Source organism: Erwinia sp. CGal63 (assembly GCF_037026505.1).
Lineage (GTDB): Bacteria > Pseudomonadota > Gammaproteobacteria > Enterobacterales > Enterobacteriaceae > Erwinia.
This window is the reverse complement of the sequence record NZ_JAKUMN010000001.1, coordinates 920497-938588: the sequence shown is the minus strand read 5'-3', so window position 1 is coordinate 938588 and position 18092 is coordinate 920497. Positions and strand designations below refer to the sequence as shown.

16 protein-coding genes are annotated in these 18092 nt (G+C 57.7%); 10 read left to right on the top strand and 6 right to left on the bottom strand.

Annotated elements, in window-relative coordinates; genetic code table 11:
- Positions 1-77 precede the first annotated feature (77 nt).
- Positions 78-1001 carry a LysR substrate-binding domain-containing protein gene (locus MKZ79_RS04225; RefSeq protein ID WP_336140349.1) on the top strand — a complete coding sequence of 308 codons (924 nt, stop codon included), beginning with the start codon at positions 78-80 and terminating at the stop codon, positions 999-1001.
- On the opposite strand, the gene smrA is transcribed toward MKZ79_RS04225, so the two are convergent.
- Both smrA and MKZ79_RS04215 read right to left on the bottom strand, forming a co-directional pair.
- Positions 998-1564, bottom strand: coding sequence for a DNA endonuclease SmrA (gene smrA, locus MKZ79_RS04220; RefSeq protein ID WP_336140348.1), 567 nt, complete (start codon positions 1562-1564; stop codon positions 998-1000). The two genes, MKZ79_RS04225 and smrA, sit on opposite strands and share 4 nt — an antisense overlap.
- 72 nt (positions 1565-1636) lie before the next feature.
- On the bottom strand, positions 1637-2590 hold the full coding sequence (locus MKZ79_RS04215; RefSeq protein WP_336140347.1) for a sugar-binding transcriptional regulator: 954 nt from the start codon (positions 2588-2590) through the stop codon (positions 1637-1639).
- 166 nt (positions 2591-2756) lie between these two features.
- Here MKZ79_RS04215 and dalD point away from each other — a divergent pair, with 166 nt between their 5' ends.
- From dalD to MKZ79_RS04195, 4 genes are all read left to right on the top strand, one after another.
- Positions 2757-4151, top strand: coding sequence for a D-arabinitol 4-dehydrogenase (dalD, locus tag MKZ79_RS04210; RefSeq protein ID WP_336140346.1), 1395 nt, complete (start codon positions 2757-2759; stop codon positions 4149-4151).
- Positions 4152-4161: 10 nt separating this feature from the next.
- Complete coding sequence (xylB, locus tag MKZ79_RS04205) at positions 4162-5631, top strand: xylulokinase (RefSeq protein WP_336140345.1); 1470 nt, start codon at positions 4162-4164, stop codon at positions 5629-5631.
- A gap of 55 nt (positions 5632-5686) precedes the next feature.
- Positions 5687-6985 carry an MFS transporter gene (locus tag MKZ79_RS04200; RefSeq protein WP_336140344.1) on the top strand — a complete coding sequence of 433 codons (1299 nt, stop codon included), beginning with the start codon at positions 5687-5689 and terminating at the stop codon, positions 6983-6985.
- A 141-nt stretch (positions 6986-7126) separates the two neighbouring features.
- Positions 7127-7882, top strand: a complete 756-nt coding sequence (locus MKZ79_RS04195; protein WP_125287641.1) for an FNR family transcription factor — start codon at positions 7127-7129, stop codon at positions 7880-7882.
- Here the strand turns inward: MKZ79_RS04195 and MKZ79_RS04190 are convergent.
- The gene (locus tag MKZ79_RS04190) at positions 7861-8073 is read right to left on the bottom strand and encodes a hypothetical protein (protein ID WP_336140343.1); all 213 of its coding nucleotides are present in this window, start codon (positions 8071-8073) and stop codon (positions 7861-7863) included. The two genes, MKZ79_RS04195 and MKZ79_RS04190, sit on opposite strands and share 22 nt — an antisense overlap.
- 44 nt (positions 8074-8117) lie before the next feature.
- On the opposite strand from MKZ79_RS04190, the gene uspE reads away from it, so the two are divergent.
- Positions 8118-9068, top strand: coding sequence for a universal stress protein UspE (uspE, locus tag MKZ79_RS04185; RefSeq protein ID WP_336140342.1), 951 nt, complete (start codon positions 8118-8120; stop codon positions 9066-9068).
- 63 nt (positions 9069-9131) lie between these two features.
- On the opposite strand, the gene pntB is transcribed toward uspE, so the two are convergent.
- Positions 9132-10520 (bottom strand): Re/Si-specific NAD(P)(+) transhydrogenase subunit beta, encoded by a 1389-nt coding sequence (gene pntB, locus MKZ79_RS04180; RefSeq protein ID WP_336140341.1) that lies wholly within the window; start codon positions 10518-10520, stop codon positions 9132-9134.
- Between the two features lie 10 nt (positions 10521-10530).
- Positions 10531-12063, bottom strand: a complete 1533-nt coding sequence (gene pntA, locus MKZ79_RS04175; RefSeq protein WP_336140340.1) for a Re/Si-specific NAD(P)(+) transhydrogenase subunit alpha — start codon at positions 12061-12063, stop codon at positions 10531-10533.
- A gap of 519 nt (positions 12064-12582) precedes the next feature.
- Between pntA and ydgH the strand changes: the two genes are divergently transcribed.
- Together ydgH and MKZ79_RS04165 are read left to right on the top strand one after the other, a co-directional pair.
- Complete coding sequence (ydgH, locus tag MKZ79_RS04170; protein WP_336140339.1) at positions 12583-13533, top strand: DUF1471 family protein YdgH; 951 nt, start codon at positions 12583-12585, stop codon at positions 13531-13533.
- Positions 13534-13861: 328 nt separating this feature from the next.
- Positions 13862-15253, top strand: coding sequence for an amino acid permease (locus MKZ79_RS04165; protein ID WP_336140338.1), 1392 nt, complete (start codon positions 13862-13864; stop codon positions 15251-15253).
- On the opposite strand, the gene MKZ79_RS04160 is transcribed toward MKZ79_RS04165, so the two are convergent.
- Entirely contained in the window at positions 15250-15663 is a 414-nt protein-coding gene (locus tag MKZ79_RS04160) for a hypothetical protein (protein WP_336140337.1), read from the bottom strand. The two genes, MKZ79_RS04165 and MKZ79_RS04160, sit on opposite strands and share 4 nt — an antisense overlap.
- Positions 15664-15841: 178 nt before the next feature.
- Here MKZ79_RS04160 and rstA point away from each other — a divergent pair, with 178 nt between their 5' ends.
- Both rstA and rstB read left to right on the top strand, forming a co-directional pair.
- Positions 15842-16567, top strand: a complete 726-nt coding sequence (gene rstA / locus MKZ79_RS04155) for a two-component system response regulator RstA (RefSeq protein ID WP_336140336.1) — start codon at positions 15842-15844, stop codon at positions 16565-16567.
- Positions 16568-16783: 216 nt separating this feature from the next.
- Positions 16784-18085 (top strand): two-component system sensor histidine kinase RstB, encoded by a 1302-nt coding sequence (rstB, locus tag MKZ79_RS04150; protein WP_336140335.1) that lies wholly within the window; start codon positions 16784-16786, stop codon positions 18083-18085.
- Positions 18086-18092: the final 7 nt, after the last annotated feature.

Below are 18092 nucleotides of genomic sequence, written 5' to 3'. Positions count from 1 at the left end.
TGAAATTTTGCAATAAGGTTAACAATATTGCAACAAGCTGCTTGCCTGTGCGCCGCCCAGCTGACTACGCTGCAGTTATGGAAAAAAATTACCTGTTTAATCAGCGCATTCGCCTGCGCCATTTACATACTTTCGTCGCCGTGGCTCAGCAGGGTACGCTGGGGCGCGCCGCGGAAGTGCTGTCGCTCAGCCAGCCGGCGCTCTCAAAGACGCTGAATGAACTGGAGGAGATGGCCGGCGCCCGACTTTTTGAAAGGGGTCGTCTTGGCGCACAGCTGACCACGGCAGGCGAACAGTTTTTGACCCATGCAGTCCGTATACTGGACGCGCTCAACCATGCGGGCCAGTCGCTTACGCCTGTTGCTACCCGCGATCCGGCTTTACTGCGTATCGGCGTGCTTACCACGGTCGCGCTGGGTATGCTGCCCTCGATTCTGGAACGTTTTCAGCAGCAGCAGCCCAGAACGCTGGTACAGGTCGCCACGCTGCACAATAACGTGCTGTTGGCGGGACTAAGAGCGGGCGAGTTTGAAGTAGGCATTGGCCGTATGGCTGAAACAGAGATGATGACCGGGCTGACTTACGAGCTGCTGTTTCTGGAATCTCTGCGGCTGGTGGTGCGGCCCGACCATCCGCTTTTAAGTGACAACGTCACGCTTTCCCGCGCCATGAACTGGCCTGTGGTGATTTCGCCGGAAGGCACTGCGCCGCGCCGCATCGCTGACGCCATGCTGAAAACGCACGGCTGCCACCTGCCGGATACGCTGGTGGAAACCTCTGCCACTTCCCTCGCCCGTCAACTGGCGCTGCGCTATAACTACGTCTGGTTCGTGCCTTCCGGCGCCATTAAAGACGACCTGCTTCATAATGCGCTGGCCGCGCTGCCCATCGCCTCGCATGGCCCGGGCGAGCCGGTCGGCATTATTACCCGCACCGGCGTACCCGTTAGCCGCAGCGCTGAACTGCTGATGGCGACCATCCGCAAATCCCATTCAGGCTAACGACTGCGTTTCGCATGCCTCTCGCGGTTTTCCAGCCGCGCCTGCTCGCTTTTGCGCAGGCCGACATAACAGGCGCCGCTGCCGCCATGATGCGGCTGAGCGTTGCAATATGCCTGAACCTGATCAAACTGCTGCAGCCAGCGCGCCAGATAGCTGCGCACGATATTAGCGTGTGACTCATCCTCTTTGCCTTTACCATGCACGATCAACAGATTACGGTAGTTGTGCCGTTCCGCCTCCAGCATAAAGCTGTAGAGCGACTGACGGCAGATCTCCACCGGCTGGCGCAGCAGATTGAGGCTGGCGTCAATCTGATATTTGCCCAGCCGCAGCTTGTCCAGCACGCCCTGCTGAACCCCTTCCGCTCTGTATTCCAGCGGCGTTTCACGAGGGATGACGCTCAGAAAACCGCTGGTCAGCGGGTTATCCAGCTGCTGCTCTTCCTGGCGCTGCCGAGGCGATTTGGTTGAGGGGGATTTCAACCAAAGTATATTGCTGCAATCCTTGAGCGGCGTGACGTCTTCCATCGCGTCTTTAAACAGGTCTTCGTCGTTAAAGCTCATGATACAGATCCCCCGGTGGCCACAATTAAGGATAGCCTAATGGTATCTTCACCGGGGCGCGCTGGCAAAGATTCATCCCGCCTGAGCCAGCGCGAAACGGGCGCTCGCTTCATCCGTCACCAGGCCGCTTATCCAGCCGCCACGCAGCACGGCGGCGATAGCCCGCTGTTTTTCGCTGCCGCCCGCAAAAGCGATAATGTTACGCTGGCTGTGGGGTGTAAGCGGAACGCTGGTCAGGCGACTATCCAGCTCGCTTGCCGCTCTTTCGCCCTTCTCACTGATAAAATGGCCGATCATCTCCGCAGCCACGCGATCGGCAAGCAGCGCGTCGACCTCCGCGTCGCTGATAAAGCCATCCGCGTTCAGCGGGCAGCCCGGCGCGACCTGACCGATGCCGACAAACATCACGTCCGCCTGGGCGGCTTTCTCCGTTACCGTGCGATAGATGCGATGGTTGCACCACAGCTCGCGATCCTGCGCGCTGTCGGCATAGAGCGGCGCCGGCAGGATGAAATAACGCCCCTGCGTTTTTTCCGCCATCCACAGCGGCACGTCGTAGCGGGTACAGGAGCCGTCGCTGGCGATAGCGCCAATCAGTGAAACGCAGCTGTGCTGCGGCCTGTCCAGTTCCGGCAGCTCGCCGATGGTGGCGCGCAGCGTTCTGCCCGAACCCACGGCGACAATCTGCGGCCGCTCGTTTTTCAGCATTTGCGCCATCACTTCCGCGCCGGCAACGGCGATCATCTGCTGCAGGCCGGCCGATTCAACCCCTGCTGAAGGCACTACCTGACAAAGCCGCAGGCCAAACTTCTCCTGCAGCTGCTGCGCCAGCGTCATACACTCCGCCACGGCGTGATTCACCGTAACGCTGACCAGACCTTGCTCGGAAGCCAGCGCCACCAGCCGTTGCGCCACCTGGCGCGATACGCCCAGCTTTTCAGCTATATCCTGCTGGGTTTCTCCCGCCACGTAATACATCCAGGCGGCCCGGGCCGCCAGATCCAGCTTTCTGTCATGCTTGCTCATGGTTCTCTTTCGCTCTCCTGTCACTGAATGAATAATTGCCCGATTATCGGGCAAAAGCAAATTTTGTGATCTCTCCCGCAGACGTCAGGCAAGAATTTCACCAGGCTGTAACACAATCAAGCAAAAGCTCAACAAGAGAGCAAAAGCCCAATTACAGGAGAGTAAGATGAACGCTGCTTCCCCCTCTGTCTGGCTGCACATCGGCGCGGGTTCCTTTCATCGCGCTCATCAGGCCTGGTACCTGCATCGTCTGTTACAGCTGGACACCCCGCGCTGGGAGATCGCGCTCAGCAACATCCGCGACGATGCGGTGCCTTTACTTGACGCGCTGGCGCAGCAAAACGGCAAATACGTGCTGGAAACGGTAACGCCGGAAGGCGAACGCGAGTATGAAAAAATCACCTCGATTAAACATATTGTTCCCTGGGATGCTGAACTCCGGGCGATGGTTACACGCGGCGCAGACGACGCCACGCGGGTTATCAGCTTTACCGTTACCGAAAGTGGCTATTACCTGGACAGCGATCACCGCCTCGATCCTCGTCATCCCGATATTCAGGCGGATTTGCGCGGCGAAGCGCGCACAATCTACGGTGCGTTACGCCGCGTACTCCAGGCGCGCGTGACGGCGCACGGCCAGCCGGTCACGCTGCTTAACTGCGATAATCTGCGCCATAACGGCGAGCGTTTCCGTGAGGGATTTCTCGCCTTTTTGCGGTTATGCGATGACGCCAGGCTGCTGGCCTGGGTAACACAGCAAACCACCTCGCCCAACACTATGGTAGACCGCATTACGCCGCGTCCGACGGCGGATATCGCGCCACGCGTACTGGCCGCCACCGGTTTTGCCGATCGCGCGCCTGTGATGGGCGAAGCCTTTATTCAGTGGGTGGTGGAAGATAATTTTGCCGCTGGTCGGCCAGCGCTGGAGAAGGCTGGCGTGACGCTGGTGGACTCCGTGCTGCCTTGGGAAGAGGCGAAAATCCGTATTCTTAACGCCAGCCACAGCTGCATCGCCTGGGCGGGTACGCTGGTCGGACAGCGTTTTATTCATCAGAGCACGCAGACGCAGGTGATAAAAGAGATGGCCTGGGAATATGTCACCCAGGATGTTATTCCTTCGCTGTCGCCCAGCCCGCTTGACCTGCAGGCCTACCGCGACGTGGTGCTGGCGCGTTTCGCTAATCCCTATATCTGTGATACCAACCAGCGGGTCGCGGCGGATGGCCTGTCCAAAATTCCGGGATTTATTACCCCAACGCTGACGGAGTGCTATGCACGCGGCGAAACGCCTCGCGCAACGGCTCTTTTACCCGCGCTGTTCTTCCTGTTTTTGCAGCGCTGGCATCGCGGTGAGCTTCCTTATGCTTATCAGGATGGCGCGCTGGAGCCGGAAAGCTGGCACGACATTATGGAAAAGCCCGACGCGCTGGCCCGTTTTGCCGCCGATGAAACCCTGTTCGGACCACTTGCCTACGATGCCGCTTTCGCCACGCTGCTAACGGAAAGAGTCGCCGCGCTCGGCGAATGGGCCAACGTTCCGCAACCGGTCAGCGAGTAAGGAGACCGCAATGTATCTTGGCATCGATCTGGGCACATCGGAGATCAAAACGCTGGTGATCGACGACGCGGGCGACATCCTGGCCGTTAGCGGCGCCAGACTCAGCGTCCAGCGGCCGCAGCCTCACTACGCGGAGCAAGATCCGCAAAACTGGTGGCTGGCGCTGGAGCAGGCGATTGCAGAGCTGCGCCCACAGCTGGGCCAACGCTGGCGTCAAATTCGCGCTATCGGACTTTCCGGCCAGATGCACGGCGCGGTGCTGATGGATAGCACGGATAAAGTGCTGCGTCCGTGCATTTTGTGGAACGACACACGCAGCGCCGCTGAATGCGAGGAACTGACCGCTCGCGCGCCAGAGCTGCACAGCGTGGCAGGCAATCTCGCCATGCCCGGCTTTACCGCGCCGAAGCTGTTGTGGGTAGCCCGGCATGAGCCCGAGCTGTTTTCCAGAGTCAAAAGCGTACTGCTGCCGAAAGATTACCTGCGCTGGCAGCTGTGCGGCGAGAAAATCAGCGAGATGTCCGACGCGGCGGGTACGCTATGGCTGGATGTAGCGAAGCGTGACTGGTCGGATAATTTACTGGCGGCCTGCGGTCTGAATCGCGACCAGATGCCGCGGCTGACGGAAGGTGCTCAGCCTGCCGGCAGGCTGCTGGCGGCCGTCGCACAGCGCTGGGGCCTGCAGGAAGGCATCACGATAGCGGGCGGCGGCGGCGATAACGCGGCCAGCGCCGTTGGGCTGGGCGCGGTAGACCCCGGCGACGCTTTTATTTCGCTTGGCACTTCTGGCGTATTGTTTGCGGTTAACGATCGTTTTCGGCCCGCGCCTGCTTCCGCCGTCCACGCTTTTTGTCACGCACTGCCCGACCGCTGGCATCAGATGAGCGTGATGCTGACGGCGGCCTCCAGTCTGCGCTGGCTGTGTGAGCTGTTGAACGTGACTGAAACCGTACTGCTGGCCGATGTAGCGGCGATGGACGAGACAGAACAGCTGAGCGGCCCGCTGTTTTTGCCTTACCTTTCCGGCGAGCGCACGCCGCATAACGATCCGCAGGCGACCGGCGCTTTTTATCGTCTGACGCATGCTACCGGCCACGCGGCGCTGGGCTACAGCGTGCTGGAAGGCGTCGCTTTCGGCATTGCTGACGGACTGAAAGCGCTGCAGGACGCGGGCACGGCGCTGGAAAGCTGCTCGCTGACCGGCGGCGGCGCGCGCAGCGCCTTCTGGGCGCAGCTGATTGCCGATACGCTGGATTTGCCGATCGTTACCCACCAGGGCGGTGAAGCGGGCGGCGCGCTGGGCGCGGCTCGACTGGGCTGGCTGGCCGATGGCGGCGATCCGGCAGAAGTTTGCCGCAAGCCCGCAGTGCTGAGACGCTATCTGCCTGACGCCCGCCGTCATCACCTTCTGCAAAGGCGGCTTGACCATTTCCGCCTGCTCTATCAACAGCAGCGCGATGCCCGCGCCGCCGGTTTCTGAACAGTGACGCGGACGCGCTGAGCGTTCGCCATCCGTACGCCTGAGAGGATATATGATGAAATCAGCCAATAACTGGTTCGGCCTGCCTGTGTCTTTGATTTGGGGCTATATCGCCATCGCCGTCTTTATGAGCGGAGACGGTTTTGAAATGGCCTTTTTATCAAAACATATTACCGACCTCGGCTTCTCGCCCGCGCAGTCCGCGCTGGTCTTTACGCTCTACGGCGCCGCCGCGGCGCTGGCTGCCTGGAGCTCTGGCGTGGTGGCGGAGATCATTACGCCGCAGCGCGCGATGCGTATCGGCTTTCTGCTGTGGGTGGTAATGCATATTCTGTTTATGACGCTGGGTCTGGGGCTGCGCAACTATCCGCTGATGCTGCTGTTCTATGGCATTCGCGGCCTTGCCTATCCGCTGTTTATCTACTCTTTTGTGATGCTGGTAGTACAGAACGTGCCTAAGCATCAGCTCTCCTCGGCTATGGGCTGGTTCTGGGCGATGTACTCGGTGGGCATCGGCTGCGTCGGCAGCTATCTGCCCAGCTTTACCATTCCGTGGCTCGGCGAAACCGGCACCTTATGGTTTGCTATCGCCTGGGTAGCGGCTGGCGGACTGATGGCCATGTTCCTGCTGCGCAACGTCGGCGGCGAAAGCGAAAAAGCGCATCTCTCCAACCGTGAAAAGCTGACCGAACTGTCGCGGGCGGTAACGATCCTTTTCACCAATCGCAATATTTTCCTGGCCTGCCTGATCCGTATTATCAATACGCTGTCGCTGTTCGGTTTTGCCGTGATTATGCCGATGCTGTTCGTTGGCCGGCTGGGCTTTACCATGTCGGAGTGGCTGCAAATCTGGGCGGTATTCTTTTTCGTCACTATCTTCACCAACATTATGTGGGGCGTGCTGGGCGAGTATATTGGCTGGATCCGTCAGGTGCGCTGGTTTGGCTGCCTGGGCTGCGCGCTTTCAAGCCTGGCCTTCTATTATCTGCCGGTAACCTTTGGCCATAACTTCTGGATGGCGCTGGTGCCTGCCGTCATGCTGGGCATTACGGTCGCCGCTTTTGTTCCCATGACCGCCGTTTTCCCGGTGCTGGAGCCGAAGCACAAGGGCGCCGCCATCTCGATCTATAACCTTTCCGCCGGGCTGAGTAATTTCCTGGCGCCCGCTATCGCCTCGCTGGTTCTGCCCTTTTTTGATATCAAAGGCGTGGTCTGGACCTATACCGCGCTCTACCTGTTCGCCGGCGCGCTGACCCTGATTATTCAGGTAGAACAACCTTCCAGAAAAAGCGCTGAAAACAAGGTTAATCGCTATGGTGTAAAGGTTGCGGAGCCGGATAAATCCCGGATTTAACTTTTGACGCTTTTTTAAACGGGAGGTCACCAGAAGTGACATCCCTGTTTTTTATGTGGCTAAAAAGGCATTGATGAGTTCCCTTTGCTGAGCAAAAAATGTTAAAATTGACCTCAATCAATAATCACTCGAGCCAACACTATGATCCCGGAAAAGCGTGTTATCAACAGACGTATTCAGTCTGGCGGTTGTGCGATTCACTGTCAGGATTGCAGCATTAGCCAGCTCTGTATTCCTTTCACGCTGAACGAGCACGAACTCGATCAGCTGGATAATATCATCGAGCGGAAAAAGCCCATTCAAAAAGGGCAAACGCTGTTTAAAGCGGGCGACGAGCTGAAATCACTGTACGCCATTCGTTCCGGGACCATTAAGAGCTATACCATCACCGAACAGGGTGATGAACAGATCACTGGTTTTCACCTGGCGGGCGATTTGGTGGGCTTCGACGCCATCAGCGGCGGTCAACATCCCAGCTTCTCTCAGGCGCTGGAGACCGCGATGGTCTGCGAAATTCCTTTTGAAACGCTCGACGATCTCTCCGGCAAAATGCCCAGCCTGCGCCAGCAGATGATGCGATTGATGAGCGGCGAAATCAAAGGCGATCAGGAGATGATCCTGCTGCTGTCGAAGAAAAACGCGGAAGAGCGGCTGGCGGCCTTTATTTACGGCCTGTCACGCCGCTTTGGCGAACGCGGCTTCTCCCAGCGTGAGTTCCGCCTGACCATGACGCGCGGCGATATCGGGAACTATCTTGGCCTGACGGTGGAAACCATCAGCCGTCTGCTGGGCCGCTTTCAGAAAAGCGGCATGCTGGCGGTGAAAGGCAAATATATTACCATCGAAAATCATGAGGTGCTGTCGCAGCTGGCCGGTCAGAGCCGCGCGATCGCCTGATGCCACGCCGGATCGGCCTGCCGATCCGGCTTTTTCCTTCCGCTCGCGATGCCGCTATCGGGCGTTTTCTCTGCTCCCTTCTCCCTGCTTTTCTCCGTTTTTAAACCACTGGCGACCGGGCCGGCCATCGTAAGGCTTTCATTTGTTATAATATTGATCTGGCTATAACTTTTTCTTTCTTTCCCCATCATGATTGGGCTATCTTTTAAGATAACCAGCGTATGGAGAACCCGTTATGGCTAAGTATCAAAACATTCTCGTGGCGATCGACGCGCAACAGGACGACCAGCCAGCGCTGCGCCGTGCTGTCTATCTTAATCAGCGCCTCGGTGGCCAGATCACGGCCTTTCTGCCCATCTATGATTTTTCCTATGAAATGACGACGTTGCTGTCGCCCGACGAGCGCGTAACCATGCGCAAAGGCGTAATCAGCCAGCGCACAGAATGGATCCGCGAGCAGGCGAAAGCCTATCTGGCCGCCGGCGTAAAAATCGATATCAAGGTGGTCTGGCATAATCGGCCCTATGAGGCGATTATTCAGGAGGTGCTGGATGGCGGCTACGATCTGCTGCTCAAGATGACCCATCAACACGATCGGCTGCAGTCGGTGGTCTTTACGCCAACCGACTGGCATCTGCTGCGCAAGTGTCCCTGCCCGGTTTGGATGGTCAAGGATCAGCCCTGGCCGGAAGGCGGCAAAGCCGTGGTGGCGGTGAACCTTGCCAGCGAAGAGCCGCATCACGACCCGTTGAATACCCGGCTGGTTAAAGAGACGCTGGAGCTGGCGGAACAGGTTAACCATACCGAGGTGCATCTGGTCGGCGCCTATCCCATCACGCCCGTCAATATCGCCATTGAGCTGCCAGACTTTGATCCCAGCGTCTATAACGACGCCATTCGCGGTCAACATCTGCTGGCGATGAAGGCCCTGCGGCAGAGTTTCAGCATCGACGAGAAGTTTACCCACGTAGAGAAAGGTCTGCCTGAAGAGGTTATCCCGGATCTGGCAGAGCGGCTGGACGCGGGCGTGGTGGTGCTGGGCACTATCGGTCGTACCGGTCTTTCGGCGGCTTTTCTTGGCAATACTGCGGAACAGGTTATCGATCATCTGCGCTGCGATCTGCTGGCGATTAAGCCGGAAGGCTTCACCTCGCCGGTTGCGCTGGATGATGATGAAGAGGACTGATTGTCATTTTCTGAAGGTTTAAAGCAGAAAGGCCGGGAGTTCCCGGCCTTGTTTTATTCACTCTTACAGCGCTTTCAGGATTCCATCGACGGTCGCTTTCGCATCGCCGAACAGCATCTGGGTATTTTCGCGGAAGAACAGCGGGTTCTGCACGCCAGCATAGCCGGTATTCATTGAACGCTTAAACACCACCACGTTCTGCGCCTTCCACACTTCCAGCACCGGCATCCCCGCAATCGGGCTGCGCGGATCTTCCTGCGCCGCCGGGTTGACGGTATCGTTGGCGCCTATCACCAGCACGGTATCGGTATCGCTGAAATCATCATTAATCTCGTCCATTTCCAGCACGATATCGTAAGGCACGCGCGCTTCCGCCAGCAGCACGTTCATATGGCCTGGCAGACGACCGGCTACAGGATGAATGCCGAAACGCACTTTAATCCCCTGCGCGCGCAGCTTCTCGGTGATTTCCGCCACCGGATACTGCGCCTGTGCCACCGCCATGCCGTAGCCCGGCGTGATGATGACGCTGCGGGAGTTTTTCAGCAGCTCCGCCGTGCCCTGGACGTCGATCTCGCGGTATTCGCCCTGCTCGACCTCTTCGCCGGTTGAACTGCTGTCGGTGCCGAAGCCGCCCGCGATAACGCTGATAAAAGAGCGGTTCATCGCCTTACACATAATGTAAGAGAGAATGGCGCCGCTGGAGCCGACCAGCGCGCCGGTGACGATCAGCAGGTCGTTGCTGAGCATAAAGCCCGCCGCCGCTGCCGCCCAGCCCGAATAGGAGTTGAGCATCGAAACCACGACCGGCATATCCGCACCGCCGATTGAGGCCACCAGATGCCAGCCGAACGCCAGCGCGATGATAGTCATCAGCAGCAGCGAGAAGACCTGCAGACCGGTGCTGTCGGTGCGCACAAAAATAATCAGCAGGCAGAGCGATACCACTAATGCCAGCAGGTTAAGGCGATGACGATGCGGCAGCGCCAGCGGTTTGGAAGAGATCTTTCCGCACAGCTTGCCCCAGGCGACCAGCGAGCCCGAGAAGGTCACCGCGCCGATAAAGATGCCGATAAAGACCTCGGTCAGATGGATATTTTCCATTACCGCGTCCATACCCGGCGCATGGTCGATAAAGCTGTTAAAGCCCACCAGTACCGCCGCCAGACCAACGAAGCTGTGCAGCACCGCCACCAGCTCCGGCATTCCGGTCATTTCGACTTTTTTCGCCAGTCGAATGCCGATTGCGCCGCCGATCACCATCGCCAGCAGCACCCAGCCAACGCTGCTGCTGTCGGGGCCCATCATGGTCGCCAGCAGCGCAATCGCCATGCCGCTGATGCCGAACAGGTTGCCCTGTTTGGAGGTTTCATGTTTTGACAGCCCGGCCAGGCTGAAAATAAAAAGAATTGCGGCAACAATGTATGCTGCAGTCACTAATCCGCCAGACATTGATTACCCCTTAGTTCTTACGAAACATTTTCAGCATGCGCTGAGTCACGGTGAAACCACCAAATATATTGATGCTGGCAATCAGCACGGCAATAAAGGAGAAGAAGCTTATCCACCCGCCGTGTCCCATTTGCAGCACTGCGCCAACCACGATGATGCCGGAAATAGCGTTGGTGACCGACATCAGCGGCGTGTGCAGAGAGTGACTGACGTTCCATACCACGTAGTAACCCACCACGCAGGAGAGCGCGAACACGGTAAAGTGGGTCAGAAAAGCGGGCGGCGCCACGTTGGCAAGCCAGCCGAACAGCACGATAGCCAGGGCGAACAGCGCGTACTTACGCCAGGGCGAAGCGGGTTTTGCTTCGACTTTCTCCGGCGCTTTAGCCGCAGCCGGCGCCGCTTTCGGCGCAGCGGAAACCTGAATCGGCGGCGCAGGCCAGGTGATTTCGCCTTCGCGCACCACGGTTACGCCGCGAACGACCACGTCTTCGAAGTCGATAGCGATTTCGCCGTTTTTCTCTTTGCACAGCAGCTTAAGCAGGTTAACCAGATTGGTGCCGTAAAGCTGGGAGGATTGCGTCGGCAAACGGCTCGGCAGATCGGTATAGCCGATAATTTTTACGCCGTTTTCCGTGGTGGTGATTTGATCCGCTACGGTCAGCTCGCAGTTGCCGCCGGTCTGCGCCGCCAGGTCGACAATGACGCTGCCCGGCTTCATGGAAGCTACCATCTCTGCGGTGATCAGTTTTGGCGCTGGCTTGCCAGGAATGAGCGCGGTGGTGACGATGATATCCACCTCTTTCGCCTGCGCGGCGAACAGCGCCATCTCTGCCTTGATAAAGGCTTCGGACATCACTTTGGCGTAGCCATCGCCGCTGCCCGCTTCTTCCTCGAAATCAAGTTCAAGGAATTCCGCGCCCATGCTCTGCACCTGCTCTTTGACTTCCGGGCGGGTATCGAAAGCGCGCACGATGGCGCCAAGACTGCCCGCCGCGCCGATAGCGGCCAGGCCAGCTACGCCCGCGCCAATCACCATAACTTTGGCTGGTGGCACCTTGCCCGCAGCGGTGATCTGACCGGTAAAGAAGCGACCGAACTCATGCGCCGCCTCGACGATGGCGCGATAGCCCGCGATATTGGCCATAGAGCTGAGCGCATCCAGCGACTGCGCGCGTGAGATACGCGGCACCGCGTCCATAGAGAGCACGGTTACCTTGCGCGCCGCCAGCTTCTCCAGCAGCGCCGGATTCTGCGCAGGCCAGATAAAGCTGACCAGCGTGCTGCCCTCGCGGGTCTGCGCGATTTCGTCATCCGTCGGCGCATTGACCTTCAGCACGATATCGGCTTGCCAGACGGCGGCGGTATCGACCAGCGCTGCGCCCGCCGCAGCGTAGGCGGCGTCGTCAAAGCTGGCTAATTTGCCCGCGCCCTGTTCGACAGCGACGCTAAAGCCCAGCGCCAGCAGCTGCTCAACCGTTTTCGGCGTGGCGGCGACTCGCGCTTCGTTGGGCAACCGCTCTTTGGTAATTCCAATCAGCATAGTGTTCCCTTTCATCAGAGGTAAGACGATCTTTTTTCTGCGGCGGCCCGTCTGCTGCGCGCCGCCGGTTTTACTGCAAACGCCCTATAAACTACTGAAAATAGCGTTCTCACGCCAGCTATCAGCAGGACGTTTTACTTTTTTATATCTGAAAAGTCCGGCCCAGGCGGCAAAAACGCGATTTTACACGCTTATCTCGCTATGCCCCGCGTATAATCTGCTAAGGACAAAGAGGAAAACAGAAAAGCCAGCGCGTCAAAAGGCGCTGTTTAACAGTTAATTAACTGTTAAAACGATAAGATTTAGTGCCTTAAGTGATAAAGCCTGTGCCGACGGCCCAATTTAACATTTTTGTAATACTCATACCGCTACCGCTGTCAATGAGGCTGCCGTCAGGCTGAAAATGGCTGAGACAGGATGTATTATTACATGCAATAATCGGGAGCTAATCTGTTACACATCAAGAGTCCAGCACGTTTTCGTACTCATTATTTTTGCGCAAGGCGAAGGATTATTTTTATGAAGCTGAAGATTACCATTCTGGCATCAGCCCTGTTGTCGCTTACCTCACTTTCCGCTTCCGCGGCCCAGGAACTGACTCCGGAGAAAGCGGCCGCGCTGAAGCCTTTCGATCGCATCAGCGTGACCGGCCGTTTTAACGCTATCGGCGAGGCCAACGACGCGATCTCAAAACGTGCCGACGAGCTGGGCGCAAAAGCTTTTTACGTGCAAAGCATCAACGACAGCAATAATAACGGCGGTAACTGGCGTGTGGTCGCGGATATCTACCACGACGACGCGCCGCCGGCGCCGAAAAAGCAGGATCGCATCATTAACGGCGTGCGCGAGCTCTCCAAACCGGAAGCCTATCGTCTGGAACCGTTTGACACGGTTTCCATCAGTGGTTTCTATCACAGCCAGCCGGATGTTAACGACGCCATCACCAAAAAAGCGAAAGAGAAAGGCGCGGCTTCCTTCTTTATTATCCGCCAGATTGACGCTAACAGCGGCGGCAACCAGTATATTACCGCCTATATCTATAAGGCGGATGCCAAAGAGCGCAAGGTGCAGTCGCCAGATCTGATCCCGGCCGATTCACAGGCGGGCAAAGCGGCGGTAGCGGCGGGCGGCGCAGCGGCGAAAAATGTGCAGATCCCGGGCGTGGCCTCTTCCGAAACGCCAAGCAACAACGTTGGCCGTTTCTTTGAGACGCAGTCTTCTACCGGCCAGCGCTATACCGTGCGCACGCCGGAAGGCAAAAGCGTGCAGGAAGTTAACGCCATCACCGCCGCGCAGATGCAGCCCTTCGACAGCGTAACCTTTACTGGCCACTTCGGCACGCCAACGGAGATCTCCGAAGCCGTAGGCCGCGCCGCTATCGAGAAAGGCGCGAAGTATTACCACATCACTCGCCAGTGGTCTAACCAGAGCGGTGGCAACCTGACCATCTCCGCAGACCTGTTTAAGTAACAGCGGTCAAACCGCGCCACGGAAGGCGCGGTTCAGACGTAGCCAGTCATTGATGCTTTTTGCGCCTTTGTTAACAGCATGGAATCATCAATTCAGCAGATTATAAATCATCCTTATTCTCTTCGCCCGCCGTGCTGCCTGCATAACTTCCCAACATAATTTGCATACTCAAGCACTTTTCACCGTCATGCGCATTGCATCTCGCAAAACCTCTCCGTAAAATCGCCGCCGGTTTCAGGAGAGCTTTCCAGGTTTAGCCGCTCAAGGCGTATAAATCGCGAACTATTCATCCTGATGGCGTTTTTTATTCTGTTCCCGGGATGTATTTTTGGACAAAAAATTAGGTCTTACCGCCCTGACGGCGCTGGTACTGAGTTCTATGCTGGGCGCCGGCGTCTTTAGCCTGCCGCAGAATATGGCCGCCGTGGCTGGCCCGGCGGCGCTGCTGGCTGGCTGGGCGATCACCGGCGTCGGCATTATTATGCTGTCGCTGGCGCTGCTGCTGCTGACCCGCCTTAAACCCGAGCTGGACGGCGGCATCTATACTTACGCTCGCGCCGGCTTCGGCGAGCTGGTCGGCTTTTGCTCCGCCTGGGGCTACTGGCTGTGCGCGGTGATCGCCAATGTCTCCTATCTGGTGATCGTCTTTTCCGCCCTCAGCTTTTTTACCGACTCTCCGGGCCACGTGGTGTTTGGCGACGGCAATACCTGGCAGGCCGTGCTCGGCGCTTCCGTGCTGCTGTGGCTGGTGCACTGGCTGGTGCTGCGCGGCGTACAGACGGCGGCAGGCATCAATCTTGTCGCGACGCTGGGCAAGCTGGTGCCGCTGGGGCTGTTTATCGTGCTGGCGATCGCCGCCTTTCATCTCGACCGTTTTCGCTTCGATTTTTCCGGCCTTGAGCTGGGCGTACCGGTTTGGGAGCAGGTGAAAAACACCATGCTGATTACGCTTTGGGTGTTTATCGGCGTGGAAGGCGCGGTGGTGGTTTCCGCGCGCGCAAGGAACAAAAAGGATGTGGGCCGCGCCACGCTGCTGGCGGTGAGCGCCGCGCTGCTGGTTTATCTGCTGGTGACGCTGCTTTCTCTTGGCATCGTGCCGCGCGCCGAGCTGGCAGAGATGCGCAATCCCTCGATGGCGGGCCTGCTGAACCATTTGATCGGCTCCTGGGGGGATATGGTTATCGCGCTGGGGCTGATTGTTTCCGTAAGCGGCGCCTATCTCAGCTGGACGATTATGGCGGCGGAAGTACCTATGCTGGCGGCAGGAAACGGGACGTTCCCACGTTCTCTGGCCAGGCAAAACGCGCGCGGCGCGCCTTCCGCCTCGCTCTGGCTTACTAATTTAAGCGTGCAGGCCTGTCTGATTCTGATCTGGCTGACCGGTTCCGATTACAACACGCTGCTGACTATTGCTTCCGAAATGGTGCTGGTGCCCTATTTCCTGGTTGGCGCCTATCTGTTTAAGATTGCGCGCGCGCAGCGAAAACCCGTAGCGCTGGCGGTGGCCGTGGGCGCCAGCGCCTATGGTCTGTGGCTGCTTTACGCTTCCGGGCCGCTCCATCTGCTGCTTTCCGTGGTGCTTTACGCACCTGGCATGCTGCTGTTTATGTGGGCGCGCCGCAACGGGCGGGGAGAAGGCTATCTGAATAAACTGGAAAAAATAGCGATGGGCGTGCTGATTGCAGGCAGCGCGCCGGCCATGTGGCTGCTGCTGCGCTAGTGCGAAAGCGCGGGCATGGCGATCGTTAAGCGGTCGTCATGCTGCTCCAGCGACAGCGGCTTGACGTACTCTTCGCGGATGGCCGCAAGCTGCTGTTCCGAGAGCGGATAAGGCAGCAGAATTTCAAAGCGTTCTATCTGCTGTTGTTCAGCCAGGGTTATCAATCGGGCGATATTTATCTCGTCGCTGACCTGGGTGGAGATAATTTGCAGCGCCAGCGCTTTCAGCCTTTCCGAAGGCGCGCCGGGCAGATCGGGCGAGTTTTTTGTTACCATGCCAAAGATGGGCATAACGCCGTATATAGCGTCGACGAAGCTCCAGCGTTTTTTACAGGAAGCCGCGAGAAAATCGATATAATTCAGGCAGACAGGGCTTTCCGCTCCTGTTATAGCCAGCTCTTTATCAGACACCCTTTTCTCTCCTTTCTCCGTTAATCGACGCGACGCGCCGGCGGGCAACAACCCTGCCGAATATAATGGCATATTTTACGCCATTTATACTATACATCGAGAGTTATTTAGCCCTGACTTATAGTAGTCAGCGTAAACATTGGGTAATCTTGTTATTCCTTCGTTAAAAAATGTCGCTATGAATAAAATCGTATTCGTTGAGGACGATCGGGACGTGGGCGAATTAATCGCCGCCTATCTGAATCGTCATGATATTGAAGTTGTCGTTGAAAGCCGTGGCGATCGCGCCGAGGCGACCATCGCCGCCGAGAAGCCGGATTTGGTGATGCTGGATATTATGCTGCCGGGCAAAGACGGCATGACGCTGTGTCGCGATCTGCGCGCCAGCCAGAGCTGGTCTGGCCCAATTGTGCTGCTGACTTCGCTGGACAGCGATATGAATCATATCCTGTCGCTGGAAATGGGCGCCAATGACTATATCCTGAAAACCACGCCGCCCGCCGTTCTGCTCGCCCGTTTGAGGCTACATCTGCGTCAGGCCGCGGCGAACGGCGGCGAGGATGCGGCGATCGCGCCAGCCGTCAGCGGGCAAAAAGCGCTGCGCTTCGGCACGCTTTCCGTCGATCCGGTCAATCGTCAGGTAACGCTGGGCGGCGAGAATATCGCGCTTTCCACCGCCGATTTCGATTTGCTGTGGGAGCTGGCGACCCATGCGGGTTCGATTCTTAACCGCGACGCGCTGCTGAAAACCCTGCGCGGCGTCAGCTATGACGGTATGGATCGCAGCATCGACGTGGCGATTTCCCGCCTGCGGAAAAAACTGCTGGACAGCGCCACCGAACCTTATCGAATTAAAACTATCCGCAATAAAGGCTATCTGTTTGCGCCTCATGCCTGGGAATAGTTGCTGCCGGTGCCGGAATATTTAAATCGCGACCTTTTAAATCGCTTTATAAAAAAGCGATGATTTCGGAAAAACTATTCAGAAAAAGCGGCGGTGTTTTAAAGTACTGCTGCAATATTCACCGTCGCACTGACTCTTGCCTGTAGCGGCAACAGCGTCCGGGAACTCAAAATTGAACGTTAACCCACTAACCTGCTGTTTTAACGGTGCTATGGAATGAAAAAACTGTTTATCCAGTTTTATCTGCTGCTGTTTGTCTGCTTTCTGGTAATGGCGATGTTGGTGGGGCTGGTGTATAAATTCACCGCCGAGCGCGCTGGCCGCGAATCGATGGACGATTTGATGAAAAGCTCGCTCTACCTGATGCGCAGCGAGCTGCGGGAAATTCCGCCGCGCGACTGGAACAAGACCATCGATAACCTGGATCTTAACCTCTCCTTTAAGCTGCATATCGAGCCAATGAGTAAATATCAGCTCGACGCGCCGACTATGCGTCGCCTGCGCGCCGGCGGTATTGTCGCGCTGGATGACGAGTACACCTTTCTACAGCATATTCCGCGCAGCCATTACGTGCTGGCCGTCGGCCCAATCCCTTACCTCTTTTTCCTGCATGAGATGCGCATTCTGGATATTGCGCTGCTGGCCTTTATCGGTATTTCGCTGGCGCTGCCGGTTTTTATCTGGATGCGGCCGCACTGGAAAGATATGCTGCGGCTGGAGTCGGCGGCGCAGCGCTTCGGCCAGGGCCATCTGGACGAGCGTATCCACTTCGATAATGCCTCCAGCCTGCTGCGGCTTGGCGTGGCGTTTAACCAGATGGCCGACAATATCAACACGCTGGTGGTAAGCAAAAAGCAGTTGATTGACGGTATCGCGCACGAACTGCGGACGCCGCTGGTGCGGCTGCGCTATCGGCTGGAGATGAGCGATAACCTTAGCGACAGCGAAGCAGCGGCGCTGAACCGCGATATTGGCCAGCTGGAATCGCTGATAGAGGAGCTGCTGACCTATGCGCGTCTGGACCGGCCAAAAGTCGATCTGCATTTGCAGTCGCTGGATCTGGCGGCGTGGCTGAGCGAGCGGCTGGAGGATATCCGCCTGGTGCATCCTGACTTCACCATTGAGCTGGATACTCCGCAGCGCCAGAATATCGGCGTCGCCGATACGCGCCTGATGGAGCGGGTGCTGGACAATCTGGTCAACAACGCGCTGCGCTATGCCGATCGGCGCCTGCGCGTCGGTCTGTGGTTTGATGGCAATACCGCCTGTCTACAGGTGGAAGATGACGGGCCGGGCATTCCGCTGGCGGAGCGCGAGCGGGTTTTTGAGCCTTTTGTCCGTCTCGACCCCAGCCGCGATCGCGCTACCGGCGGCTGCGGACTCGGGCTGGCGATAGTGCATTCCGTGGCCCAGGCTTTCGGCGGCTCCGTTACCATCGACGCCAGCCCGCTCGGCGGCGCAAGCGTTCGCTTTTGCTGGCCGGTTGATTTACCCTTAACGCCTCCTCGCGCTGTCTGACAGCGCC